Raw genomic sequence first — 25,423 nt, forward strand, 5'->3', positions numbered from 1 at the left:
AGAGAAAGCTGATGAGTGAAAGTAAACATATTGTCTGTCCTGCCTGCGAAGCCGTGAATCGTTTGCCAGCACAGCGTCTGAATGACCAGCCAAACTGTGGCAAATGTAAGAGTCCTCTGTTTACCGGAGAACCTCAGAATCTGACGGATGCTAACTTCCAGCGAGTTATTGTGAACTCGGATCTGCCGGTTGTAGTGGACTTCTGGGCATCCTGGTGCGGACCTTGTCAGATGATGGCACCAATTTTCAGTGCTGTAACCAAAGCACTGGAACCCAGGGTACGCATGGCAAAGGTCAATACCGAAGAGGCACAGATGCTGGCAGCTCAGTATGGTATTCGCAGCATCCCGACTCTGGCTATTTTTAAGAATGGCCAGGAAGTTGCCCGTCAGGCCGGTGTCTTACAAGGACCTCAGCTTCAGGCATGGATTGAACAGCATATCTGATTTTCCGGATGGCTGTGCAGGCTGTTAAAAATCCATGCCGTTATCAGTTGGTTCTGAATGCTGAAATTCCAGAGAGCGAAGCAATTCTGGCATTTCGTCAGTGGTTAACCGGGCAAACGCAAGTGATCCGGGAGTTTGAACGCAGGACAAATATTTTAAAATTTTAGTGGAGAGAGGATGTCAGAATAAGGAGGCCTGATCCTTCTGTGGCGCTGGCCATAGATTGAACAGAGCCGCATCTGGCACTGCCTGATTCAGCTGTTCAGCAAAATATGCGGCCACATCCGGTGCATGAGCGTTATTGGGCGTGTGCAGAAAAACAAAAGGAGTACGTCCCTCCTGCATCCAGTGACAGATTTTCTGTACCCAGGGCGCTAAATAATGCAGGGTGCCTTGCCAATCTTTCGCTGTGATAAAGCGAACCACTGGCATCTGACCGGTAGCGAGTACATGTAAAGGTACATTGGGTTTGGCAGATAAGGCTTCTCGGGTATCTTCATCTGGTGTCGGATGTTTAAACAGTGGCCGGGTGTCAAAGTGAATCCGGTTTACCCCTAGTTCCATAAGCAGAGCATTCAGATAGCGTTCGGTATCGTCTTTTCTGAAAAAGTCGGTATGGCGTAACTCCAGTCCGTACCTGAAATCTCCTGGAAGGGCTCTGAAAAAACGCTCCAGTACCGGCAGATCTTCTGGTGCAAAGCTGTCCGGTAGCTGCACCCAGATCATGGCCAGCTTGTCCTGTAACAGCGACAGACGTTCCAGGCTGTCCTGCACTTCAGGCTGACAGTGCTGCAGTTTCAGCTCGTGGGTGATAGATTTGGGAAACTTCAGACAAAAACGAAAGTGCTCCGGTGTTTCCTGATACCAGTTGTGCAGCGTTTTCTGTTCCGGGATGCCATAAAAGGTAGTGTTGCCTTCAACGGAAGAAAAATAGCGGGCATAACGTCCCAGTGGGTGGCGGCTGTTGCTGCCAGCCAGAGGCCCATCCTGCCAGCTGGAGTGACTCCACTGGGGCAAACCGATATAACAGACAGGTTTCAAAATATCTCCTCAGGCAACTTCAACCCGTGCACGACCTGCATTTTTAGCCCGATACAGGGCCTCGTCGGCTCGTTGCAGCAGGCGGTAAGGCACAGTGCCACTTTCAGGCAGGCAACTGGCAATACCCATGCTCAGGGTAACAATGCCTTCAGGGCTACCCAGATGTTTCAGTTCAGCTGCCTTGACGGCAGATAATAGCTGTTCAGCAACGTTTTTCCCCTGAATACTGTCCATCTCTGGCAATAATACAACGAACTCTTCTCCGCCGTAACGTGCCAGCATGCCCTGACAGGTCTCCATCTCTTGTAGCAGAAGCTGTGCTACATGGTAAAGACAATGGTCTCCGGCATGGTGCCCATAGCGATCATTAAACAGTTTAAAATTATCAATATCTATAATGATAAGACAAAGAGGATGGGAGTAACGTGTACAGTGTCGCCACAAAGTCTGAAGTTCCTGCTCAAAGCGTCGCCGGTTTGGAATTTGTGTCAGGGTATCGGTTTCACTGAGCATCTGTAGCTGATTGTTCAGAGTTTTAAGCTGTTGATTCGCATCCTCAGCCTCTTGTCTGGCTTCTATTAACTCCTGCTCTGCTTTTCTTCTGGCTTCGACAAATATAGAAAAGGCTTTGCCCATGTCGGAGATTTCATCCTCGCCATCCACGGGGATTTCTGGATGTTTGCCTTCCATATGGAGGTGCATAACCTGTTGCAGATCGTCCAGGCGTCTGACTACTTTTTCCCGGATAAACAGTACAGTAAGTACCATCAACAGCACGAAAATGACACTGAAAATGGCTATCATCCGAAAGGTTTCGCTGACCAGTTGCTGATACGTTGCAGTAGCATCCATAGCCGTTTTCTTTAACGTCAGGAAGTAATTATAACTGCTGGTAGTCAGCTTCTGGGCGTATAAACGGGCCTGTCTGACCGCAGCCAGAGAGGCTCTCTGACTGACCAGAACCGGGCGCCGGAATTCAAATGCATCTGATACGACAGGGGTTAGCTGGCTCAGGTACTGTTGCTGAAAAGGCGATAATGATGGCAGATTTTTCAGATACCCCAGAATCTTGTGGGCGCTGAGTTCCAGACGACGCAGTTGTCCCGCTTTTTCGGAACTCAGTGCCAGAGAGGCATAGCTCAGAGCTGCCAGTGCATAGGCATTAAACGCAGGGTCAATCGCCTCTGGTGAAGCCAGTCCCTGTTCCATGGATTTTAACCGGGCCAGCAGGTCATTCAGTTTCTCCTGCTGACGCAGTTGAAATGATTGTTCTTCACTTAGTTTGTCAGCCAGTTTTTTCAGGCTATCAAAGTAAGGTTTCTGCCAGCGATCCAGTTCCGCCAGTTGTAAACGTTCCAGCTCACTGGCTGGCTCAATCTCATTTCTGACGTTCTGGTAGATCCGCAACAGATCCTGATCAATAGGAGGAATATCTGAGGCCGTTCTTCTGGCTCCCATCAGACTTTCCAGTGCCTGGGCGGCAATGACTTCTGCATCACGGCTCAGCTCCGCCGCATACATGGTACGCTCGAAATGACTGCCACTTAATACAGAAAAGCCCCGGCTCTGCTCCTGCAGAGCCCGGATATTATGCCAGGTGGTCAGCAGATAAAATCCCATGACACCAATAAGAATCAGTGTCAGTCTTACCCCTATCCCTTTCAGGGAGAATCCTTGTCTATTATCTTTCACTGTCCTGGACCAAATGCTTCTGGGTGAATCAGAAATTTTCCTATCGGATGCTAATTACCGAATCCTATTTAAATGGTGGTGCAAAGAGCACGCCACCTTTACTCCAGAGCTGATTCAACCCTCGCTCCATACCAATGGGAGTGTCAGGTCCAAAGTGCCGGTTATAAATTTCACCATAATTGCCGATGGCTTGTATCACACGATAGGCCCACTGATTATCTAATCCCAGCTGCTTGCCGATATTTCCCCTGACTCCCAGCAGGTTAAGGGTTTCTGCATCTCTGCTGTGTTTGAGGATCTGGTCAGTATTCTGCGCGGTAATCCCTTTCTCTTCAGCCAGAATGACAGCATGGACCACGGCACGAACAATTCTTTCCCATTGAGGGTCATTATTTCTGACCTTAGGGCCGATCGGTTCTCTGGATATGCTTTCTGGCAGAATCAGGTAGTCATCCGGATTGGTTGCACGGTTAGCTCTGTTTGTCGCCAGGTTCATTCGATCTGCAGTATAGGCATCGCAACTGCCACGAAAAAAACTATCCCCGTTACTGCTCACGACCTTAGCGTTAATATCACGCCCCTTCAGCATATCAGCCAGGTTCTGGTAACTGGTGGTGTTTTCTGTAGCGCATACGGTTTTGCCTTCCAGGTCTTCCAGTGATTGAATACCGGAGCTTTTACGTACAATAAAACCCTGACCGTCAAACAGGTAAATCGCCGGAAAGTTCACTGCATAATTATACTCCCGACCCAGAGTCCAGGTTGAGCTGTACATCACAACATCCGTTTTATTCTCAATTAATGAGGTGAAACGACTTTTGGCACCGACTTCGATATAACGCACATAATCCGGGTTATGCAGTACCGCTGCAGCAACGCCTTTACAGAAATCGACATAAAAACCCTGCCAGTGGCCTTCGCTATTAATTGCGCTGCGTCCGGGGTCATCCGGGAATACTCCACAATTCAGGTCTCCGCGTTGCTGTACTTTTTTGAGCGTAGATATTCCATCTGCAGTACCCAATGCGCTGACAGAAAATAAGCATAAGCCTGCAATGGCAGATCCTGACAGAAATGAGCGAAAACGACGGAAACCCGGTAAATACATAAATATCCTCGGTCTGGAAAGGGACTGCAAGCGAAGGTAGATGACCTGGCCTGATAGGAAAAACTTCACTCTGGACAATAAGTTCCTGAAATATCGAACAGATCATAAAGAGGTTTATCCGGATAGTAAATTATCTGGCCTGCGTACACAGGAGAGGAGTAAATCAGGCTTTTACATTTATTTTATGATAGTTTTTGACAATTATAAAAATAGATTTAATCGATTTTTTTAATTTAATCGCTCCCTTTATTATTACTCCTGTCTTCAGCGCACAGAGCGCTTCACCAGGAAACGGAATCTCCGATCCTGGATAACGAATCAATATCTGGAGTATGACAATGCCTCAAGCAATTAACACTGAAATCAAACCATTTAATGCCACTGCTTTCCGTCAGGGTGAGTTTGTTGAGATTTCTGAAGCGGACCTGAAAGGTAAATGGTCTGTTGTGTTTTTCTACCCTGCAGACTTTACCTTTGTATGTCCAACTGAGCTGGGCGATCTGGCGGATCATTACGAAGAGCTGCAGAAACTGGGTGTAGAAGTGTTCTCTGTATCGACGGATACTCACTTTACACACAAAGCATGGCATGACAGCTCAGACACCATTGGTAAAATTCAGTACTACATGGTGGGTGATCAGACTGGCACTATCACCAATAACTTCGGTGTTATGCGTGAAGGTCTGGGTCTGGCAGATCGTGCGACTTTCCTGATTGATCCGGAAGGTATTATTCAGGCGATGGAAGTGACCGCAGAAGGTATCGGTCGTGATGCCTCTGACCTGATGCGTAAAGTGAAAGCGGCTCAGTATGTTGCAGCGCACCCAGGTGAAGTATGTCCGGCTAAGTGGAAAGAAGGTGAAGAAACTCTGGCTCCTTCTCTGGATCTGGTTGGCAAGATCTGATTCGGTTCAGTTACCGCAATCACAGAGGCTGTGCGTTCTGCACCGCCTCTGACGCTTAGCTCTTTCTTCTTACTTCACAGCGGAACGGTCTTCAGAGACAGGAGAATCCCATGCTAGACAATAATCTGAAACAGCAATTACAGACCTATTTACAGAATCTGAAAAGCCCTGTTGAACTGATCACCGTATCCGACAACAGTGCTAAAGCGAATGAATTATCTGCTCTGGCGGCTGATATTGCATCACTATCCGATCATGTCAGTCAGGTTGAGGCAGGTGATACGTTTTCCCAGGAGCGTAAACCGACTCTGATTGTGCGTTCTGTTGCAACCGGCAGTCTGATTCGTTTCTCCGGTATTCCTATGGGGCATGAGTTTACCTCTCTGGTGCTGGCTCTGCTCCACTCAGGTGGGCATCCAATGAAACTGGATGATGAGGTGATTGAACAGATTCGCAACCTGGACGGTGAATATCGTTTTGAGACTTATGTCTCGCTGAGCTGTCAGAACTGCCCGGATGTTGTTCAGGCTCTGAATATGATGACTGTGCTGAATCCGAAGATCAGTAATGTCATGATTGATGGAGCCTTATTCCAGGAGGAAGTGTCCGAGCGCAATATTATGGCTGTGCCCTCCGTGTATCTGAACGGCGAGCTGTTTGTTCAGGGGCGGACCAGTATTGAAGAGATCCTGAATAAACTGGATACCGGAGCGTCTGCTCGTCAGGCAGAAAAACTGGCTCAGAAAGAAACCTTTGATATGCTGGTGGTTGGTGGAGGCCCTGCGGGTGCTTCTGCAGCAATTTATGCTGCGCGTAAAGGCATTAATACCGGTCTGGTAGCCAGCCGCTTTGGTGGTCAGGTTCAGGATACGCTGGCGATTGAAAACTTTATTTCGGTAAAAGCGACCGAAGGACCAAAACTGGCAGCGCATCTGGAAGAACACGTACGTGACTACGATGTGGATATTATGCAGAATCAGTCTGTTGTGGCGATCAAAGGCACTGATCAGGCAGGTGGCCTGACTGAAGTCACTCTGGAAAATGGTGCGGTGCTGAAAAGCCGTTCAGTATTGTTGGCAACCGGAGCGCGCTGGAGAGAGATGAATGTACCTGGAGAGCAGGAGTATCGTGGCAAAGGTGTAGCCTATTGCCCACACTGTGATGGCCCTTTGTTTAAAGGCAAAAAAGTCGCTGTAATTGGCGGGGGGAACTCGGGTATCGAAGCCGCTATTGATCTGGCCGGTATTACTGAGCACGTGACTGTACTTGAGTTCAGCGATGTACTGCGGGCTGATGAGGTCCTGCAGAAGAAAGCCCGCTCTATGGGGAATATTGATATCATCATGCAGGCTCAGACAACAGAGGTACTGGGCGATGGTTCAAAAGTGAATGGTCTGGCTTATACCGACAGAACGACGGGTGAAAACCATACCCTGGAACTGGCTGGTATCTTTGTTCAGATTGGTCTGGTGCCTAATACTGAATTCCTGAAAGGTCAGGGGGATCAGGCTGATGCACTTGAACTCACACCAAGGGGCGAAATTGTTGTGGGTCGTCGCGGTGAGACCAGTCTGCCCGGAGTTTTTGCAGCAGGAGATGTGACAGACTCACCATATAAGCAAATTATTATCGCTATGGGTGATGGGGCTAATGCCGCTCTGGGAGCCTTCGATTATCTGATAAGAACGCCGGTTGTGGGCGAGGTAACCGAGGAAGAGGCTGAAGCGGAACCGGTATAACTCTGTGATTGAATATAGCCGTTGTGCTGAATAAAAACGCCGATACCTGAAAAGGTATTGGCGCTTTTATTCGTATCAAGCCGTTAAATGATATCCTGCATTTGTTGTTTGACGCAGGCGACTACCGCCCGGACACAGGCCATACGGGAATATCCCGGACGTACCAGCAGAGAAATTTGTCGGGTAGGCTGAGGTTGTTCAAAAGGCAGATAACGTGCGCCATCATGATGTCTGTGCAGGCAAGCCAGTCTGGGTAAAAGCGTCATACCTGAACCACTGGCGACCATATAACGCAGGGTTTCCAGACTGGTGGCCTGGAAGCGATGATCTTCTCTGGCTCCGGCAGTAAAACAGTATCCCAGAGCCTGATCTCTGAGACAGTGGCCATCTTCCAGTGTCAGGATAGGCTGATTATTAAGATCGTCAAATGTAACAGCCTCTTTCTGTGCCAGAGGATGATTATCCGCCACGGTCACATCCAGAGGTTCAGCAAACAGGTCGTAGCGTTCAACCCCTTTCATATCATCCAGCCAGGGCAAAATAAGCACATCCAGGCTGCCTTCATTCAACTCCTGCATCAGTATTCGGGTCTGCTTTTCATGCAGATAAAAGCGGATATCCGGCAGCTTCTGGTGCAGAGCCCCCATGATATGTGGCAACAGGTAGGGAGCCAGAGTAGGAATCATTCCGACATGCAAGTCCCCCGATAGCGGGTCCAGCAGCTCTCGGGCGGTATCCTCAAATACTCGCGCTGCTCCCAGCACTTCCCTGGCTTTCAGCACCAGTTGTTCTCCCGCAGGCGTCAGCATGACATTTCGACGGTGGCGCTCTACCAGTTGCAGGGATAGTTGTTCTTCCAGCTTCATAATCTGACCACTCAGGGTCGGCTGGCTGACAAAGCAGGCTTCCGCTGCTTTACCGAAATGCCGATAGCGATCAATCGCATCGAGATATTCCAGATCACGAAGTTTTACCATACAAGATATTTCCCCATCGGTTGAAGCAGGTAAGGCACAAGCTGAAAAGACTGAATCCTGACATATGATCAGATTATAAGGCCAGAGCAGGTAACAACAATCGGTATCGCCTGTCTGATTACCCGTATTATTTTCATACAGCAATAAATGTAAAAAATCATGCTGTAAAAGGCCTGTAGTTGCAGGGGATAGAAGGACTTATTTGATGCAGGTCAAATAAGTCCTTATTTTTATATGAGCTGTCTAATTAAGTGATGTCTAACAGGTATTTTGCAGCTACCTTAATAAGGCAGAAAAGATAATGAATTGTTCGGATCAGGGCTTACTGGGCAATATGCCCCAGAATATATCCGGAGACGGTTACACTGTGTTACTTCCGGTAATGGAGAGCAGATCTATGATATCTCAGTCCCATATTGATCGTTTAAATAATGCCAGATCCCGTTGTGACGAGCTGGAAGCTACGATGATCGAGATACAGCAAAAAATTGAACGGCGGAGAAAGCTTTTGTCGGAGCATATCAAGCAGTTACAAATCAGCCTGGAAAAAAAGCAGGATTCAGCAGAAAAAACACCTCAGTAATACCTCTTTATAAGCTATGGCGGCGGGTTCTCGTCGCTATAGTCTGGCACATATCATGCTTACTTTTTATTATCCAGGTACTGGATGATTCCCTCTGCTGTTCACTTTTACCCCACAGAATATGAGCAGTAAGGTCCGATGGACTGATAAAAAGGACAAGCTGATGAAAAGGAATCTTAATATTATGAGGCAAGCTGATTTCAGCCGCTCGCTTGAGCTGGAGGTCTGTATGATGGAATTTCAGCAAGACCTGAAAGTAAAAGGGGCACGTATTGCCAGTAATATGTTGCAGATGAAAAAAAGCCTGACCCGGAAAAGGTCAGGCCGGAGTAATCTGTACCACCTGTAAAACAGTGCCCCCTGACTATGGGGGCTGTTTTATTTATGGCCGTGTCGCTCTCTAAGACATAGCAAAAGCCCTGATGAAGGGCGCTGTCTATCTGATCCGGACAAAATATCTTATCCGTATTCAGTAAACAGACCCCGGAATCTGGCGGGACAAGCCTGATTCCGGTACAGACAGAACAACCCGCATCAGTGGATTGTTCCGGATAGCGTGATTACTTCGTTGATGCAATCAGACTGGCATTACCTCCGGCTGCGGTGGTATCCACACACAGATGACGTTCATGCACAAAACGTTCTGGCAGGTTCAGTTCAGTCAGCAACGGCATCAGAAGACCATCACGACGGGCCAGTGCCTGACGATAGGCTTTAAGCACACCAGCCTGAGCAACACTGGATACCGCTTCTATTCCCTGTATCTGAGCCAGTACCTCCGCGTCAATGATGCCTTCTGCACCGACAACCGGCAGTCCGGCAGCAGCCAGTTTATCCACAACCAGTTTAACGCCCGGCGCAACAGCGACAACTTTATTACCCTGAGCCAGTGCTATCGCAATCTGGCGGCTGACAGCATTCAGATCCGGACCCAGGCACAGAATAAGCCCCCGGCCATGACAGCTCAGGCGGTTCAGTTCACCGGTTGGTCCTGGCATTTCACGAACACTCAGCAGAGCCGGATTATCCAGACGTTCACAGAATTCAGGCATTAGCTGATTCAGCTGGGCCAGTATGACTGGTTTATCAGCGACTGATTGTGCTTTAACGCTGTCTACCAGATTCTGCAGTGTGTTCAGACTGATGGATTCACCCTCCTGAGTGGCAACAGCGGATACCGGTGCAATCTGTTTAAAGCGGCGCAGGTACAGAGGGCCACCGGCTTTAGGGCCAGTGCCGGATAAGCCTTCACCACCAAAGGGCTGAGATCCGACAATAGCGCCAATCTGGTTGCGGTTGACGTAACAGTTGCCTACTTTAATGCGGCTGGTGACATGGTCGATACGGGTATCCATACGGGTATGCAGACCGAATGTCAGGCCATAACCACGACTGTTTATATCGTCAATTACCTGATCCAGTTCGCTGGCTTCGAAGGTGCAGACATGCAGGATCGGGCCAAAGATTTCTTCTTCCAGCTCTTTAATACTGTCCAGACGCAGTACGGTCGGTGGTACAAAGGTGCCGTTACCTGGTACATCGAAGGTTTTCAGGCAGCGCCCCTTTTCAGTAAAGGCATTGACGTGATTCATGATCTTAGTGCGGGCCAGCTCATCAATCACAGGGCCGATATCAGTACTCAGCAACCAGGGGTTACCCACGGTCAGCTCTTCCATCGCACCATACAGCATCTCCAGAGTGTGTTCTGCGATATCTTTCTGCAGATACAGTACCCGCAAAGCAGAACAACGCTGGCCAGCGCTCTGGAAGGCTGATGCCAGAATATCGCGAACGACCTGCTCAGGCAGGGCCGTCGAATCCACGATCATGGCATTCATACCACCGGTTTCAGCGATCAGTGGTGCATCGGGAGCCATATTGTCAGCCATAGCGCGGTTAATATACTGAGCGGTTGGCGTGGAGCCAGTAAAGCAGACGCCATCAATGCGACTGTCAGAAGTCAGGGCTGCACCGACGATAGCGCCTGTGCCTGGCAGTAGCTGAATCGCATCTTTCGGTATACCGGCCTGATGCATCAGCTCAACGGCACGGGCGGCCATCAGTGTGGTCTGCTCGGCAGGTTTAGCCAGTACGGCATTACCGGCAGCCAGTGCTGCACAGATCTGACCGGCAAAGATCGCCAGTGGGAAGTTCCAGGGAGAGATACAGGTGATCACGCCACGGGCTTCGCCATCCTGGTCATGCAGTTCCGCTTCATCGGGATAATACAGGGCAAAGTCTACCGCTTCGCGGATCTCCGCAATACCGTCCAGCAGAGTTTTACCTGCTTCACGGGTGGCCAGAGCAAACAGCTCGGCGGCGTTATCTTCCATCAGATCAGCAAATTTACGGATGCGGGCGGCCCGTTCATCTACTGGCAGAGCGGCCCATGCTGGTTGACCTGATTTAGCCGCTGCGATAGCTGTTTCAATATCAGCGGGTGATGATTCCGTCACGATACCCACCTGATCATCATGATTAGCCGGGTTGATGACGGTCTTTTTCTCAGTACCGACAGGGGTACCTGCAATCATAGGACCGGCTTGCCACTGATGGTTCAGGAACTGATCACGTGCCTGATCCAGCTGTTCAACGGTCACCACATCGGTAATATCCCAGCCTTTAGCATTGCGGCGTTTTTCACCGTATATGTCGGCGGCACGGGTAATGGATGGATTCGCAATAGAACTATTTTCCAGTGCGATAGTGAAAGGATCACGAGCAATCTGTTCAGGAGCGATGCTCTTATCCACAATCTGGTTCACAAAAGAACTGTTGGCGCCATTTTCCAGCAGACGACGTACCAGGTAAGCCAGCAGATCTTTATGTGGGCCGACCGGAGCATAGATACGACAACGGACTTTCTTACCCTGAACCACAACATCATGCAGGGATTCGCCCATACCGTGCAGACGCTGGAATTCAAATTTATCCAGGTCATCGGCCAGATTCATAATAGCGGCGACAGAGTGCGCGTTGTGAGTGGCGAACTGAGGATAGATGCGGTCTGTCATCTTCAACAGTTTAGTGGCACAGGAGATATAGGATACATCGGTGTTCACTTTACGAGTAAATACCGGGAAGCCATCCAATCCCATCACCTGGGCGCGTTTAATTTCAGCGTCCCAGTAAGCGCCTTTCACCAGACGTACCATGATCTTTCGATCCAGCTGACTGGCCAGAGCGTACAACCAGTCCAGTACATATGATGCGCGGTGGCCAAAAGCCTGTACTACTACACCAAAACCATCCCAGCCTGCCAGTTCAGGCCTGGATAGTACCGCTTCTATAACATCCAGCGACAGATCCAGACGATCCGCTTCTTCGGCATCAATGTTAAAGCCCATATTGGCTTCTTTAGCCATCATTGCCAGTTCAACTGTTCGTTTGGTCATAGTGCTCAGTACAGCGTCACGCTGGCCAAACTCATAACGAGGAAACAGGGCGGACAATTTGACAGAAATGCCCGGATTCTTGCGGATATCGTCATGGGTACAGGCGGGTTTCAGTGATTTGATCGCCTGAGCATAAGCGTCATGATAGTAAAGAGCGTCTTTATCGGTACGCGCTGCTTCGCCCAGCATATCATAGGAGTAGCTGTAGCCTCTGGCTTCTTCCTTTTCTGCTCGTTTTGTTGCTTCTTCAATGGTTCGACCCAGTACAAACTGACGGCCCAGCTCTTTCATAGCCTGTTTAACGGCGGTACGTACGACGGGTTCACCCAGGCGCTTGATCATACCTCGCAGCGTACTGGTCAGGCCCCCTGCATCAGCAGGAGCAATCAGTTTACCGGTGACCATCAGGCCCCAGGTCGAGGTGTTAATTAGTGCTGATTCAGACTGCCCCAGATGTTCCTGCCATTTGCCAGGAACAATTTTGTCTTCAATCAGGTCATCAATAGTGTCGGCATCGGGTACACGCAAAAGAGCCTCGGCCAGACACATCAGAGCAATACCTTCTTTTGTACTCAGTCCGTACTCAGCCAGGAACTTTTCCATCATTGAAGGCTCTGCATCAGAGCGTACCTGACGAATCAGATCTGCCGCTTCACTGGCGATAGCCTGACGAGTCTGTTCAGACAGGCCTGCGTTAGCAATCAGAGTGCGGATGCTCTGTTCTTCATCTGCCAGGTAGTTAGCCTGAATCAGGTTGCGAATCTCGCTGGTCGGTTTTACCGCGGCGTTTGTTGTAGTGTTAGTTACCGTCATTGCGACACCTTTAATCTTTGATTGATCTTCTTCTCTGGTGATTATTTTAACGATGAGCTTTTAGCCTTTTTCTCTGATTTTTATTTAATAAAATAACTATAGGCTATTTTTTGCTGATAAATTCAGAGATTTTTGGCTAAAATCAATATTGCTGTAGCCAATTTCCCTGTTCTGGTTTTCAGGCCAGATTCTAACCTGGATAACTGTTTGTTTTATGACTAAAAAAGAAGAGCTGGACCGTATTGATCATGCCATCCTGCGGGAACTGCAGAAAAATGCCCGGCTGACTATTACAGAATTAGCTTCCAGAGTCGGTCTGTCAAAGACTCCCTGCCAGCTGAGAATGAAAAAACTGGAAGATCAGGGCTATATTCTGGGCTATGTAGCTCTGGTCAATCAAACCCGGCTAGGAGAAAACCACATTGCATTTGTGCAGGTAAAGCTTGCAGATACCCGAAGTAAGGCTCTGGATGCTTTTAATGAGGCGGTAAGGCAGATACCTGAAGTAGAGCAATGCCATATGATTGCAGCAGGCTTTGATTATCTGCTTAAGGTCAGGACGTCGGGTATGGAGGCGTATCGACAGGTACTGGGAGAACACATATCTGCCTTACCCTATGTGCAGCAGACCAGTACCTATGCTGTTATGGAAAGTGTGAAAGATATCGAATCTCATCTGCTTGAAGGTTCATAATTTTTTGCTATTACTTAAGCCATTGATCTGTGGAGATGGGGATATTCTCTGATGCAATCAGGCAATGGCTTATCTTTTTTTTACACAGACTACAGAACACAGACGCACTGTAACAAGGATGTGGGCTTACTTAATGTAAGACTAAATTACGATACAATCTGATAAAATACCAGGGCGAATACCCATAGTCTGAATTGTATCTTTTTGTTAGCATGTGCATGAATTCACAGTCAGCCAAATCCGGGGTGACAATGCCTTCCGTGAAAACACTCATTCTGATTTCTGCAATACCTCTGTGCGTACATTCATCTCTTAGTCTGGCGTCTTTTGATAAGGGGATGGAGTTTTATGAACAGGAATTTTTTACTCATGCCCTGAACCAGTTCCTCAGATCCGCTGAGTCCGGAGATGCTCGCTCTCAGATTATGGTTGGTAATCTGTATAAAGAGGGTAAAGGTGACGAAGCTAATCCGAGAAAAGCTTTTTTCTGGTATCAGAAAGCAGCGGATTATGATTTGCCGGAGGCCTGGTATCAATTTGGCATGGCTTATTTTAATGGCACAGGGACACCGTCTAATAGGGTTCAGGCTTTTAGCTGGATAAAAAAGGCTGCAGAAGCCGGGTTGCCCCAGGCAGAATATCAGCTGGGTTATATGTATAAAAATGGCCTGGGTCATGGCATTAATCTGAGAAAAGCCAGTAACTGGTTACTGAAAGCAGCAGAAAAAAATCATGCTGATGCCCAGTATGAGCTAGGCCGTATTCTGGAAGATGGCCCGGAAGCGAATCAGAACTACAGGCGTGCGTTTAAATGGTATAAAGCTGCAGCTAAGCAGAGCCATGAAAAAGCAGAGTTGTCGCTGGCTTATATGTATTACTACGGTTTAGGTGTCAGTGCGGACTTACAGGAGGCATCGAACTGGCTGCAGAAGGTTGCTGACCGGGGTAATGTCGTAGCGCAGTATAATCTGGCTGTGCTTTATGAGCATTATCCTAAGCGTAAACCCAATTTTTCAGCTTCGTTGCAGTGGTATAAAAAAGCCTGTGAAAATAATTATCAGAAGGCATGTAAAGAATATTCTAAAGCCCAGAAGCGTTACGAAAATCAGTTGGAAATGGTGCTTAATGAACCCAGGGAGTCATTACCTGGTAATGCTGATGACTCCTGAGACAATCTGAATAAGCACAATATAACGCGATAAACAGGAGGACATTTGTCCTCCTTTTTACTTTTTCCTGGTTTTACCGGGACTGCGTTGTGCGTTGAAGGGTCAGCATGAACTCTGTGCCAACCGGTTGCGCCTGCGTTTTTGTATAGCCCCTTCCATTGTGAATACCAGCAAAGCCAGCCAGATCAGGACGAAAGTGGCCAGTTTACCTTCCCCCAGGTCTTCGCCATAGACCAGAACAGCCAGTAAAAAAGTGATACTGGGTGCCATGTACTGAATGAAGCCTACCAGCGTCAGACTCAGACGGCGGGCTGCCCCGGCAAAAAACAGTAAGGGTATGCTAGTGACCAGACCGGCAGCCATTAGCAGCAGATCCGTCTCCAGATCCGTATGGCCAAAGCTTAACTGCTGACTATCCAGTAACCAGAGCAACCAGATGATTGCTGCCGGAAACATAATGACTGTTTCGATAAACAACCCTGAAATCGCATCCACCGGAATCTGTTTTCTGAGCAGACCATAAAAACCAAAGCTGAAGGCCAGTACCAGAGCAACCCAGGGCAGACTGCCATGAAGTATCAGTTGCCAGGCGACGCCTGCTCCGGCCAGAAAAATGGCGAGCCATTGCCAGGGGCGTAAACGCTCGGATAAGAAGATCATACCCAGAAAAATACTGACCAGAGGATTCATAAAGTAACCCAGACTACTTTCCAGAATACGACCCTGTCCAACGGCCCAGATAAACGTCAGCCAGTTAATAGAGATGATGGCTGCACTCAGCGTCAGACCTGCCAGCACCTTTGGCTGTCGGAAAACTGTTCGAATCGCTGACCAGCTGCCCATCACGGCCAATAATACAACCAGCACTGCAACAGACCAGATCACTCGATGAATCAGTATTTCTGTTGCTGCGACACCATCCAGCCATTTGAAGTAAACCGGTGCCAGCCCCCATAAGCCATAAGCTGCCAGTGCATACCAGATACCTGTGCGGATATCCTGTTCAGAGGTGTTCTGTATCATATCTTATTTGCTCCCTCTTAAATCAGGCCTGAGCCGGATCTGAGTGCTGAGTCTGTGTTGTGTCTTTGCAGGAGGAACGCTGATCCGGGCTGACCGGATAAATCAGGTATTTCTCCCAGAACTGATCACTGCACAGGTTCAATAACCGGGTCAGTACAGCAACGGCTACCAGAGAAAATATCAGTCTGAACCAGAGTACTCCTGATATATCGGCCCCCATCAGCAGTACCAGCAAGGTATCTTCAATCATGCTGTGACACAGAGCCAGTAATAACATGGCGGAAAAGATATCTTTCCGTTTGATATGCCCGGCTCTGGCTTCCTGGATTAGCAGACCGCCGCCAAAAGACAGTCCGAGAGTGACCCCTACGATGGTCAGACTGGTTGCTGCCGGGCTGATGCCCAGTAGTTTCAGTACCGGTTGTAACAACCAGATCATCAGGCGTTCAACGTGGATCCAGCGCAAGAAACGCAGCAGACAGATCAGAGCGGTAATCACCAGCAGGATCATGACAAAGCTTTCCAGCTGCTGCCAGCACCACTGAACCAGATCAGGGTTCTGAACTTCAGGCTGCCAGACCAGTTCAGCAGGTTCCTGTAGCCAGCCCAATGCCTGATAGAGCCAGAACAGTACAGCACCATAGATCAGAGCACCGATAAAGCGAATCAGAAAAGCAGCTACCAGGCGTACACCGGCTTGCTGGACAATACGCACTTCAACCGGTAATCCATGGGCGATTAATAACATGCCTCCCAGTACTGTAACCTGAGCAACCGTCAGGTTAGCCTCCGGAGCCAGCTGGAAAAACAACAGCATACCTGCATAAATATTAGTCAGCAGGGTAGTGGTCCAGACCAGTCCCATTGACTCAGGCAGGCCGACCCAGCTCATCATAGGTTCAAGAAACTGGCTGATAACCGGAATAGCCCCCAGTTCTTCCAGTACTTTGACCAGGATAATCACGGGCACCATCAGCTTGACCAGTGTCCAGTAAACGGACCAGATCTCTTTCAGAAGCGAAGGTATTGTCTGGCGATAAAATTGTGTCAGCGATAAAGACATTCTGTTTTTCCGGAATATCATTTCAGGTGCCGGATACTCTGTTCAGCATCTGAGAGGAGGTCAATATAATAAGGTGAGAAAGAAGTGTACTCCTGATTAAGATTACATGATTTCTTTATACTATGTTTTATATGGGAATAATTTTTTTATTTTTAATAGAAATTAATTTTTGAAAAAAAATACTATTACCTAGGAAATAAAATTAAATTATGGTGTTGGATCGTACGGATAAACGCATACTTAATCTTTTGCAGCAGGATAATCGTATAACTAATCAGGCTCTGGCTGAGCGGGTAGGACTATCTCCTCCGGCATGCCTGAAGCGGGTCAGAAAGCTCAGGGAAAGCGGCGTCATTACTGCCGATGTGTCGATTATCAATCCTGATGTGGTTGGCCATAAAATTAATGTACTGGTTGAGATAGAGATGGACAGGGATCAGCAGGATGTTTATGACGCATTTACCCGCAAAATGCATGCGTCACCTGAAGTGACTCAGTGTTATCAGGTAACCGGGGAAGTTGATTTTGTTCTGGTGGTGCTGGTACCCGATATGCAAGCCTATGAAGCGTTTGCCCGCCGGGAATTATCCAGTAATCCGAACCTGAGAAAATTCCGTTCTCTGATTTCATTGCGACGGGAAAAATTCACAACGTCTGTTGAACTGTAATTCTATTATGATGTCGTATTCTGTCCGGTAGGCAGGAACCCGTGATACGGAAGAAAGTGTTGATACAGGACAAAAGAAAGTAAACCAATGGCAGGCCACGCTTTGTTACAGAGCTTAACCCGGATACATTGGAGGGCTGAATTCCATTGCATATGACCCAATAGCAAGCTTCTGACCGTCAGATGTCTGCACATAATAATTGACCGGGGAAAGTCATGTTTTCTATTTATCAGCTCTTCGGGGTTAACTCTAAGGAACAGTTTGCTGACCTGATCAGTGCTAAAGAGCACCAGGATATTATCCGGCAACACAGATCAGAACTGATATCCAGCCGTATTTATCCATTTGCTCTGGTGTTTGCTGTACTGGTTCCGGTATGGGGGATACTGGATCTGATATTTCTGCCTGCCGAAGTGTCTATGCAGTTTATGGTCATGCGCCTGATATCAGGGGGGATCTTCCTGGCCCTGGCATTTGTAACTAAAAAACTGAAGATAGGCACCAAACGTGCTCTGACCTGTCTGGTCGTAATGTTGATGGTGCCGACACTTTTTTATCAGTTCAGTACGCCTCTGATTGAAAAGTCTGAACTGACCGGCATCGCAGATATTCTGATTCATCTTTATGGTCTGCTGCCATATGTCGTGATTGCATCCCTGGCCCTTTTCCCGCTGACGCTGAAAGAGTTCTCTGTATTGTCACTGGTGCTGGGAGGGTTGTCCTGTGTAGGTTTGTATCGGGCTGATAGCAGCGATATCACGATGCTGCTGGTTCAGATGTGGCTGTTGATGGTGATCCTTGGGGTTTCCATGTTCTCATCGTTACAGCAGGTACGTTATCTGATTTCTCAGACAGTCAAAGCCAGCTATGATGGCCTGACTAAGCTGCTGACTCGCCGGGCTGGTATGGATATTATGGAGTCTCTGTTCCGGGCGACAGGTTTACAGCATTCAAACTTCTCAGTGCTCTTTATTGATCTGGATAAGTTTAAGAGCATTAATGACACCCTGGGTCATGATATGGGGGATGACATCCTTAAACAGGCGGCGAAAGCACTAGGGAACAGTATACGTCGTGGCGATGCTGCAATACGCTGGGGCGGTGAAGAGTTTGTCATTCTACTGCCGCATACTGATGCTGATGCCGCTAAAATTGTCGTGCAGCGTATCATGGAAAATGGGCTGGCTACCTTGCCAAACGGCAAACGCGTTACGGCAAGTATCGGTATGGCAGAGCAGGCGGAAGATGATACTGCCAGTTGGAAAGAGCTGGTTGAATGTGCAGACCGCCGCTTGTATGAAGCTAAACAAAGCGGGCGTGCCAAATGTATCTGCCCTGATGGCACCGAGGTGAAATTCCTGGAACCCTGTGATTACCAGATCTGTTAATTTATACCATTACTGATAAATTCTTTGATATTCAGGTAGGTTGGATAAGCGAAGCGCCATCCGACACTGACCTGGATACCTGATTATTGTCGGAAGGCGCCTACGGCTTTTCCGACCTACAGCAACTTATCGGGATTGGCATTAATCGGAACTGCTGGTTTATGATCTGAAAAAGGCTCTGCACTCAGAGCCTTTTTTATTGCCGTTAATATCCGGATTAATTCGATTCAACACCTGGATAGCTATATGCTGATCAGGACAGTTGCAAATTCCGTGTGCGTTCTTCAGTCATATTATCGATCCAGTGCATCACTTCTTCACTGGCTTTTTCCGCCTGTTTCATGGTTTCAACGATTTCATCACGAATGTCAGGATTATCCTGCCAGTTCTGATCCACCAGTTGTAGTGCTTTATGGACAGAGTTGTGGACTCTGGCATGGGGTTCTTCCAGTGCTTTATAAGCCTGGGTATGGCCAAAATCCTCATGGCCTGAGCCTTCATAATACCAGTGACCCAGTCGGCACTCTTTATGAGTAGTCTGAGCCGCCTGGTATTCAGGCCCTTTATCCTGTTCGCTCAATGCGATGTAACCATTCTGTTTGAAGATAACATGGTCCAGTTTAACCAGAGAGTTGTAGATAACCGTACACATACCTTCAACTTTACTGGCTGATTGTTCAGATGAAGAAGCCAGCTGTATAAACTGGCCTTCAAATTCGGATACCATCGACTCCATCTGTCCTGTGATTTCGCGGGACTGGCCAACGACGGTATTGACATCGGCCACTCGCTTACTGAAACCTGACAAGATGCTATCAACTGATTCGGCTGCTTCTTTGGTTCTTTGCGACAGAGCCTTAACTTCATCGGCCACGACAGCAAAGCCTCGCCCGGACTCTCCGGCCCTGGCCGCTTCAATGGAAGCATTCAGCGCCAGCAGACTGGTCTGATCGGCAATCTCTTTAATCGTCAGTAAGGACTCTGCGACTCTGGAGCTGTCTTTGCTCAGAATAGCGACCACATCGGCAACCTGATGCACAGTATCGGAGATGTTATTAATTGAGCTTCGAATCTCTTCAACGGCATTCAGGCTCTGTTGGGAATGATGGGCATTTTCTGCAGATTGTTCTCCTACCTGACGGGCATTGGTATCAATACGACTCAGGTCCTGTTGTGTTTGCTTCAGATTAGCAATCAGGTTTTCTGTATTCATTCTGTGCAGCTGGGAAGATAAGTGATTGCGGTTTATCAGCTTCTCATTTTCTCTCATTGCCTGTATTGATTCTTCAATGGAGTCCAGAGAGTCTCCCATCCGACCAGGTAATCCGGCTCCCAGAGGAAAGCGATCAAAGTTACCCTGTGCAACTTGTCTGAAACAGGTATCAACCTCTTTAAAGTAGCATTCAACCCGGTCCAGAAGGTCATTCAGTTCCCAGGCTACTTTACCCAGCTCACCAAGCCCTTTGGTATTATGAATTCTGTGATGCAGAGTGCCCCCTGAACTCATTTTCAGAGTAAGGCGAATACGATTCAGGATTTCAATCATGCGCAGTGACTGAAATATCTGCAATGCCATCAGGGCAGCAACAATAGTACCTCCGGCCACATGCCAGGGGTCCAGGCCATATCGCCAGGTGGAATAAATAAAAGTTATAGTGATAACCAGATAACAGATGGTGGTCCCCCAGACAAACTGGGTGCGCAGAAAGGGGATGCCATGACTGACTTCATTAATATTTTTTACGGACATAGGTTTTTCCGGTCAGATGTTATCCGGCCAGCGGATAATTTTTATACAAACGGACCATAGCGGTGTTGTACTCCAGTCCCTGCTCTTTCAGCCACTGCTTTAAAAAGGAGACAGACTGATCAATAGCGGCAGAGCCGGAGCCAGAGGCTTCAATTTTTCTCATTTGCTGGTAGAGGGGTTCAACGGCACGAATGGCCGTCTGCGGAGGTTTTCTTCTGACGGAGTAGAAACCTCGTATCACATCTGAATCGTCCAGATCCGGAGTGACGTTGGCAAACACCCAGTAAAAAGAGCCGTCAGCGCACAGGTTTTTAACAAAGCCAAAGAATTCTCGCCCTTCTTTCAGGGTTTGCCACATAAAACGGTAGACGCCTTTCGGCATATCCGGATGTCGGATTATATTATGAGGTGCTCCCAGCAGCTCCTGTTCTGAATAACCTGCAATGGTCATAAAGCGTCGATTTGCGTATGTAATACGCCCTTTTGTGCAGGTCTTACTAACAATCAGATCGTTGTCAGACAGAGGAACTTCCCGGGAAGTTGGAGACAGGCCTGAGGGCATCATTAAAATCCTTATCTCATGAGTAATTACTCAAAAGTAAAACAGGTAAAGAGCATATAACATTCCTGCTGGAATAACATTCATCAGGAGTATAACAATAGAGAAAATACAGATGTTTGATGATCTGAATCGTATTTTTCTGTCGATAGGAGCGACTCTGTTTATCGGGGAGATGAATCAATAAACGATATGCTCAGGGACTGATTTTATATCAATAATATCTTATCTGAAACTGTGAATGGGGCGTGCGTATATGATAGCTTATGACGCGAGGTTGCAGAAGAATAGGATGCTTAAAATCAGAGCTTCTTCCCGTGAGAGAGAAGAAGCCCGATTGTTTAATTGATCCTGATATTACTGTCTTTAGTAACGGAAACGACCCAGCTGGTTTTCCAGCTTTCTGACCAGACTCAGCAGGGATTGGCTTTCCTTATTGGCTTCTGTGGCTCCATCAGCGACATGACTGGTTTCATCACTGATATTGACAACATTGCGGGTAATATCCTCGGTTACCGCTCTCTGTTCTTCAACGACACTGGCCATCTGTGTGGTCATATTATCAATTTCAGAGATAGCACTGACGACCTGTTGCAGATGCTGAGATGCTTCATCGGCCAGTTCCAGACAAATATCAGACTGTTCGTTGCCTTTTTTCATTGAGGACACGGCGGTTCGGGTTCTTTGCTGTAACTGATCAATCAGAGACTGAATCTCTTCTGTCGATTGCTGTGTTTTAGAGGCCAGGTTTCTGACTTCATCGGCAACAACGGCAAACCCCCGGCCTGATTCACCAGCCCTGGCGGCTTCGATGGCCGCATTCAGAGCCAGCAGGTTAGTCTGTTCAGAAATACCCTGAATTGTTTCTACAATCTGGCTGATGTTGTCACTGTCCTCTGCCAGTTGATTCATCAGTTCTGATGTGGATGAGATCTGATCTGATAGTGCTCTGATAGAGCGGGCACTTTCATTCACATTCAGTGCGCTGTTATCAACAGAACTCTTCGCTTCACTGGATGAGGTTGCAGTCGTTGTGGCAATTTCTGCGACCTCTCCGGCCGATGCTGCCATCTGATTAATGGCTGTAGCAATCATGTCGACTTCAGCCCGCTGCTTTTCGATGCCTCGGGTACTGTTGTCTGATATTTCTGCCGCGCGTTTGGCTGAGCCTTCAACATTGCCCATTTCTGCCGCAATATCTTTAACAATGCCGTGGGTTTTTTCGATAAAGGCGTCGATACCTCTGGCCAGGTCACCAACTTCATCGGCCCTGTCCAGATTTAAACGCTGGGTCAGGTCTCCATCCTGTGAAGCGAGCTGATTTATCATATCAGACGCTTTACGAATAGGTGCTGCAATACCATGAGCAATGATCATTAACATCACAATGCCGCCCACGGCAATGACCAGTCCTATGACAGTCAGAGCGGCCAGGCTCTGGGCAAAATCAGCTTTCATGGTCTCATGGGTTTTAATCGCACCGGCCAGTACCAGTGCCTCATCCAGGTTGACGACTACAGCCCATGGGGTATCAACACCTGGCAGTTTAATGGGTTGTACAGCCCAGAATTTACCATCGGCCTGGAAAATACTTTCCTGTCCGGAGGCAATAGCAGATAATAGCTGTTCTTTCTGGGAACCCTGGTACACTTTGCTCAGAGGCTGAACGTCATCTGAATCGGCTGCTACCAGGCCGGTATTGCTCAGTAGCAGTACCTGGCCCTGACCATTGTACAGCGACTGATCAGCTTCTTTGGCCAGAGCGATCAGGAAGCTAAGCTCCATATCGATACCTGTCATACCCATGACTTTACCATTAACAATTAATGGCAGAGTGATGGAGGTGCCGACAATCGTGCGTCCACCTGCTTCCCAGGAATAGGGCTCTACCAGGCAAGTTTTTGCCTGGCGAACAGGGCACAAATACCAGTCTGATGCGGCTTCATTACCCTTGGCAATATTATCTTCCACTGTTTTCATATTCAGGGCGCGATAACCCAGGCTGCCATCACTGTTTCTGAACCAGTAGGGTGCAAACTGACCATTATCGTGGGTATGAAGCTTGCCGATATTTTCCTGATCCTTACCGTCAACGGCATTCTTCAGCCAGGCGATATAGGTGCCCATAACATTGGTGTTTTGCTCAATAACGGTTTTGGTGTACTCGTAGAAGGGGTGTCGGGGCGTGTCCTGACCACTTTGTCCGATAAAGCTGCTCATGGTATCACTCATGGCTTTAGCGACATACAGAGCCCTGTTCAATTCAGAAGCTGTTTTACCTGCTTCTGCTTCAGCCAGTGCAGATAACTGTGCTCTGGCTTTTTCTTTCAGTTCCTGGCTAACCATAGCCTCAGTCTGTTGTTCTACTTCACTATTTTTCCAGGCTACTGCTGCCAGAAGGATCACGGAAGAGGAAATAAGACAAGCGCCTGTGGCCAGTGCAATTTTGTTTTTGATTTTCATAATGACTGCACCTGATTTCTGGGGATATTGCGATTATATTATTTAGTACATATACGTACATTGGCTGGGTTTTGTTAAAGATTTATTACAGTAAAGTTTTGTGCACTTATTGATTATTTACAAAATATACAAATCAATGTACACCAGTTAACGGCTTCTTTCATAGACTCTTGATAAGTCAATCAGGCAATCGGGCAAAAAAAAACCAGCATCTCTGAAGAGATACTGGTTTTCTGGATAACAGATCTTATGTTACAAGGAACATATCATCCGTTAATTATGCATTTTCAGTCTGGCGATCATTCTGCTTCGAAGAAGGTGCTTTATTCGCCCAGAAATCAGCATTTTTGATACCCAGCTTTTCTGGATCAAAAGTGTAGTCCGTAACACCAGCTTTATGCTGTTCCTCATAATCTTTCAGTGCTTTAATCGCTGGCTTAGACATAAAGAAGATGATCAGAATACCTACGATATTCAGCCAGGCCATCATACCTACGCCTACGTCACCCATCGCCCATGCCAGGTTAGCTGTTTTGATAGCACCGTAGAAAGTTGCACCCATAATTACAACCTTCAGCGCCAGAATAACGCCAGGCAGCTTCATGGAGCGCTTCAGGTAAGCCACATTGGTTTCGGCAATGTAGTAGTAAGCCAGAATAGTGGTGAAGGAGAAGAAGAACAGTGCCAGGGCAACAAATGGTTTACCTACACCTGGCAGCACGCTTTCAATCGCCATCTGAGTGAAGATAGGACTGTTAGCAGCTGCATCTGCAGCAACGTTCTGTACCAGGAAGGCTTCACCGGCACCATGTACGTTATAGGCGCCTGTAATCAGAATCATAAAGGCTGTTGCAGAACATACGAACAGAGTGTCGATGTATACTGAGAATGCCTGAACCAGGCCCTGTTGAGCCGGATGCTGAACTTCTGCAGCTGCGGCTGCATGAGGGCCAGTACCCTGACCAGCTTCGTTGGAGTAAACACCACGTTTTACACCCCAGCCAATTGCAGCACCCAGGCCTGCCATAGGTGTGAAGGCATCACCGATGATCATGCCAATAATGCCTGGCAGCTGTTCAATGTTCAGCAGAACAATGGTACAAGCGATGATGATGTAGCCCAGAGCCATAAAGGGTACGACTACTTCAGTGAAGCGAGCGATACGCTTAACACCACCGAAGATGATGAAACCCAGAATCAGTACAACCGCAACACCTGTCATAATCTTGGCAGAGCTGACCTCGCCAAAGCCGGTCGCGATCATAGTGCCCGGACCGAATGCGGCTTCAACAGCATTACCGATACTGTTTGCCTGAACACCCGGCAGGAACAGACCACAGGCAGCAATGGTTGCGATTGCAAAGATTACCGCATACCACTTCTGTCCCATCGCTTTTTCAATGTAGTAAGCAGGACCACCACGATACTGACCATCCTGCTCTTCTTTATAGATCTGAGCCAGAGTAGATTCTGCATAAGCCGTTGCAGCACCCAGGAAGGCTACAACCCACATCCAGAATACGGCACCAGGACCACCGAAGCCGATTGCTGCCGCAACACCGGCAATGTTACCGGTACCAACACGGCCGGACAGAGAAACAGCCAGAGCCTGGAAGGATGAAATACCTTTGTCAGAACTTTTTCCGGAAAACAACAGACGCCACATTTCGGAAAAATATCTGACCTGCACAAAGCGGGTAACGATGGAATAAAAAAGGCCAGCGCCCAGGCAGAGATAAATCAGTGCCGGACTCCAGATAATGCCGTTCATAAAATCGACAAAAGCTTGCATGTAAAATGCCTCCCATTAAGAGGTAGTGAATGCCTTATCTCCAGGGCCCAGGATCTAAGACATAAGTATTAATGTTGTTATCGGCGACCATTCTACCCAAAGGTCAACAGAAAAGTACTCTGAATTTTTAAAAAAAATATAAAAAAAATGTCGAA

20 protein-coding genes and 1 pseudogene are annotated in these 25,423 nt (G+C 47.9%); 9 read left to right on the top strand and 12 right to left on the bottom strand.

Annotated elements, in window-relative coordinates; genetic code table 11:
- Positions 1-11 precede the first annotated feature (11 nt).
- Positions 12-446, top strand: a complete 435-nt coding sequence (gene trxC, locus H4O21_RS09855; protein ID WP_182808698.1) for a thioredoxin TrxC — start codon at positions 12-14, stop codon at positions 444-446.
- 180 nt (positions 447-626) lie between these two features.
- On the opposite strand, the gene H4O21_RS09860 is transcribed toward trxC, so the two are convergent.
- The 3 genes from H4O21_RS09860 to H4O21_RS09870 all read right to left on the bottom strand — a co-directional run bounded on the left by H4O21_RS09860 (position 627) and on the right by H4O21_RS09870 (position 4,287).
- Positions 627-1,487 carry a DUF72 domain-containing protein gene (locus H4O21_RS09860; RefSeq protein ID WP_182808699.1) on the bottom strand — a complete coding sequence of 287 codons (861 nt, stop codon included), beginning with the start codon at positions 1,485-1,487 and terminating at the stop codon, positions 627-629.
- Positions 1,488-1,496: 9 nt separating this feature from the next.
- The gene (locus tag H4O21_RS26185) at positions 1,497-3,179 is read right to left on the bottom strand and encodes a diguanylate cyclase domain-containing protein (protein ID WP_182808700.1); all 1,683 of its coding nucleotides are present in this window, start codon (positions 3,177-3,179) and stop codon (positions 1,497-1,499) included.
- Between the two features lie 64 nt (positions 3,180-3,243).
- On the bottom strand, positions 3,244-4,287 hold the full coding sequence (locus H4O21_RS09870; protein ID WP_182808701.1) for an amino acid ABC transporter substrate-binding protein: 1,044 nt from the start codon (positions 4,285-4,287) through the stop codon (positions 3,244-3,246).
- Between the two features lie 338 nt (positions 4,288-4,625).
- On the opposite strand from H4O21_RS09870, the gene ahpC reads away from it, so the two are divergent.
- On the top strand, positions 4,626-5,192 hold the full coding sequence (ahpC, locus tag H4O21_RS09875; protein WP_182808702.1) for an alkyl hydroperoxide reductase subunit C: 567 nt from the start codon (positions 4,626-4,628) through the stop codon (positions 5,190-5,192).
- Positions 5,193-5,302: 110 nt separating this feature from the next.
- Positions 5,303-6,931, top strand: coding sequence for an alkyl hydroperoxide reductase subunit F (gene ahpF / locus H4O21_RS09880; RefSeq protein WP_182808703.1), 1,629 nt, complete (start codon positions 5,303-5,305; stop codon positions 6,929-6,931).
- Positions 6,932-7,014: 83 nt separating this feature from the next.
- On the opposite strand, the gene oxyR is transcribed toward ahpF, so the two are convergent.
- The gene (gene oxyR / locus H4O21_RS09885; RefSeq protein ID WP_182808704.1) at positions 7,015-7,908 is read right to left on the bottom strand and encodes a DNA-binding transcriptional regulator OxyR; all 894 of its coding nucleotides are present in this window, start codon (positions 7,906-7,908) and stop codon (positions 7,015-7,017) included.
- Between the two features lie 301 nt (positions 7,909-8,209).
- Between oxyR and H4O21_RS09890 the strand changes: the two genes are divergently transcribed.
- Both H4O21_RS09890 and H4O21_RS09895 read left to right on the top strand, forming a co-directional pair.
- Positions 8,210-8,491: a hypothetical protein gene (locus tag H4O21_RS09890; RefSeq protein ID WP_182808705.1), complete on the top strand. Its 282-nt coding sequence runs from the start codon at positions 8,210-8,212 to the stop codon at positions 8,489-8,491.
- Between the two features lie 163 nt (positions 8,492-8,654).
- A complete protein-coding gene (locus H4O21_RS09895; protein WP_182808706.1) occupies positions 8,655-8,840 on the top strand; it encodes a hypothetical protein in 186 nt (61 codons plus the stop codon).
- A gap of 211 nt (positions 8,841-9,051) precedes the next feature.
- On the opposite strand, the gene putA is transcribed toward H4O21_RS09895, so the two are convergent.
- Entirely contained in the window at positions 9,052-12,699 is a 3,648-nt protein-coding gene (gene putA / locus H4O21_RS09900) for a bifunctional proline dehydrogenase/L-glutamate gamma-semialdehyde dehydrogenase PutA (protein WP_182808707.1), read from the bottom strand.
- Positions 12,700-12,913: 214 nt separating this feature from the next.
- Here putA and H4O21_RS09905 point away from each other — a divergent pair, with 214 nt between their 5' ends.
- Positions 12,914-13,393: an Lrp/AsnC family transcriptional regulator gene (locus tag H4O21_RS09905; RefSeq protein WP_182808708.1), complete on the top strand. Its 480-nt coding sequence runs from the start codon at positions 12,914-12,916 to the stop codon at positions 13,391-13,393.
- A gap of 251 nt (positions 13,394-13,644) precedes the next feature.
- Entirely contained in the window at positions 13,645-14,562 is a 918-nt protein-coding gene (locus H4O21_RS09910) for a tetratricopeptide repeat protein (RefSeq protein WP_182808709.1), read from the top strand.
- Positions 14,563-14,664: 102 nt separating this feature from the next.
- On the opposite strand, the gene rarD is transcribed toward H4O21_RS09910, so the two are convergent.
- Complete coding sequence (rarD, locus tag H4O21_RS09915) at positions 14,665-15,585, bottom strand: EamA family transporter RarD (RefSeq protein ID WP_182808710.1); 921 nt, start codon at positions 15,583-15,585, stop codon at positions 14,665-14,667.
- 22 nt (positions 15,586-15,607) lie between these two features.
- Complete coding sequence (locus tag H4O21_RS09920; protein ID WP_182808711.1) at positions 15,608-16,648, bottom strand: hypothetical protein; 1,041 nt, start codon at positions 16,646-16,648, stop codon at positions 15,608-15,610.
- Between the two features lie 209 nt (positions 16,649-16,857).
- Here H4O21_RS09920 and H4O21_RS09925 point away from each other — a divergent pair, with 209 nt between their 5' ends.
- On the top strand, positions 16,858-17,316 hold the full coding sequence (locus tag H4O21_RS09925; protein WP_182808712.1) for an Lrp/AsnC family transcriptional regulator: 459 nt from the start codon (positions 16,858-16,860) through the stop codon (positions 17,314-17,316).
- Between the two features lie 215 nt (positions 17,317-17,531).
- The gene (locus H4O21_RS09930; RefSeq protein ID WP_182808713.1) at positions 17,532-18,704 is read left to right on the top strand and encodes a GGDEF domain-containing protein; all 1,173 of its coding nucleotides are present in this window, start codon (positions 17,532-17,534) and stop codon (positions 18,702-18,704) included.
- A 253-nt stretch (positions 18,705-18,957) separates the two neighbouring features.
- Here H4O21_RS09930 and H4O21_RS27800 read toward each other — a convergent pair whose 3' ends face one another.
- The 5 genes and pseudogenes from H4O21_RS27800 to H4O21_RS09950 form a co-directional block, all read right to left on the bottom strand.
- Positions 18,958-19,440 (bottom strand): CZB domain-containing protein, encoded by a 483-nt coding sequence (locus H4O21_RS27800; RefSeq protein ID WP_440590222.1) that lies wholly within the window; start codon positions 19,438-19,440, stop codon positions 18,958-18,960.
- Positions 19,414-20,454 (bottom strand): annotated as a pseudogene (locus H4O21_RS26110) (methyl-accepting chemotaxis protein); the annotation flags it as partial. The gene H4O21_RS27800 and the pseudogene H4O21_RS26110, both read right to left, overlap by 27 nt.
- A 19-nt stretch (positions 20,455-20,473) precedes the next feature.
- Positions 20,474-21,019, bottom strand: coding sequence for a PAS domain-containing protein (locus H4O21_RS09940; protein WP_255487239.1), 546 nt, complete (start codon positions 21,017-21,019; stop codon positions 20,474-20,476).
- A 360-nt stretch (positions 21,020-21,379) separates the two neighbouring features.
- Positions 21,380-23,476, bottom strand: a complete 2,097-nt coding sequence (locus H4O21_RS09945) for a methyl-accepting chemotaxis protein (RefSeq protein ID WP_182808715.1) — start codon at positions 23,474-23,476, stop codon at positions 21,380-21,382.
- Positions 23,477-23,753: 277 nt separating this feature from the next.
- Positions 23,754-25,268, bottom strand: a complete 1,515-nt coding sequence (locus H4O21_RS09950) for an alanine/glycine:cation symporter family protein (protein WP_182808716.1) — start codon at positions 25,266-25,268, stop codon at positions 23,754-23,756.
- Between the last annotated feature and the right edge of the window lie 155 nt (positions 25,269-25,423).

The sequence above is a fragment of the Oceanospirillum sediminis genome (assembly GCF_014164585.1).
Taxonomy (GTDB): domain Bacteria; phylum Pseudomonadota; class Gammaproteobacteria; order Pseudomonadales; family Halomonadaceae; genus Oceanospirillum; species Oceanospirillum sediminis.

Coding starts and splice junctions, on each gene's coding strand:
- H4O21_RS09945 (WP_182808715.1), bottom strand. CDS start 23,476: ATGAAAATCAAAAACAAAATTGCACTGGCCACAGGCGCTTGTCTTATT.
- trxC (WP_182808698.1), top strand. CDS start 12: ATGAGTGAAAGTAAACATATTGTCTGTCCTGCCTGCGAAGCCGTGAAT.
- H4O21_RS09870 (WP_182808701.1), bottom strand. CDS start 4,287: ATGTATTTACCGGGTTTCCGTCGTTTTCGCTCATTTCTGTCAGGATCT.
- H4O21_RS09895 (WP_182808706.1), top strand. CDS start 8,655: ATGAAAAGGAATCTTAATATTATGAGGCAAGCTGATTTCAGCCGCTCG.
- H4O21_RS09930 (WP_182808713.1), top strand. CDS start 17,532: ATGTTTTCTATTTATCAGCTCTTCGGGGTTAACTCTAAGGAACAGTTT.
- oxyR (WP_182808704.1), bottom strand. CDS start 7,908: ATGGTAAAACTTCGTGATCTGGAATATCTCGATGCGATTGATCGCTAT.
- H4O21_RS09910 (WP_182808709.1), top strand. CDS start 13,645: ATGCCTTCCGTGAAAACACTCATTCTGATTTCTGCAATACCTCTGTGC.
- H4O21_RS09890 (WP_182808705.1), top strand. CDS start 8,210: ATGAATTGTTCGGATCAGGGCTTACTGGGCAATATGCCCCAGAATATA.
- H4O21_RS09950 (WP_182808716.1), bottom strand. CDS start 25,268: ATGCAAGCTTTTGTCGATTTTATGAACGGCATTATCTGGAGTCCGGCA.
- rarD (WP_182808710.1), bottom strand. CDS start 15,585: ATGATACAGAACACCTCTGAACAGGATATCCGCACAGGTATCTGGTAT.
- H4O21_RS09925 (WP_182808712.1), top strand. CDS start 16,858: ATGGTGTTGGATCGTACGGATAAACGCATACTTAATCTTTTGCAGCAG.
- H4O21_RS09940 (WP_255487239.1), bottom strand. CDS start 21,019: ATGATGCCCTCAGGCCTGTCTCCAACTTCCCGGGAAGTTCCTCTGTCT.
- ahpF (WP_182808703.1), top strand. CDS start 5,303: ATGCTAGACAATAATCTGAAACAGCAATTACAGACCTATTTACAGAAT.
- ahpC (WP_182808702.1), top strand. CDS start 4,626: ATGCCTCAAGCAATTAACACTGAAATCAAACCATTTAATGCCACTGCT.
- H4O21_RS27800 (WP_440590222.1), bottom strand. CDS start 19,440: ATGGAGTCGATGGTATCCGAATTTGAAGGCCAGTTTATACAGCTGGCT.
- putA (WP_182808707.1), bottom strand. CDS start 12,699: ATGACGGTAACTAACACTACAACAAACGCCGCGGTAAAACCGACCAGC.
- H4O21_RS09920 (WP_182808711.1), bottom strand. CDS start 16,648: ATGTCTTTATCGCTGACACAATTTTATCGCCAGACAATACCTTCGCTT.
- H4O21_RS09905 (WP_182808708.1), top strand. CDS start 12,914: ATGACTAAAAAAGAAGAGCTGGACCGTATTGATCATGCCATCCTGCGG.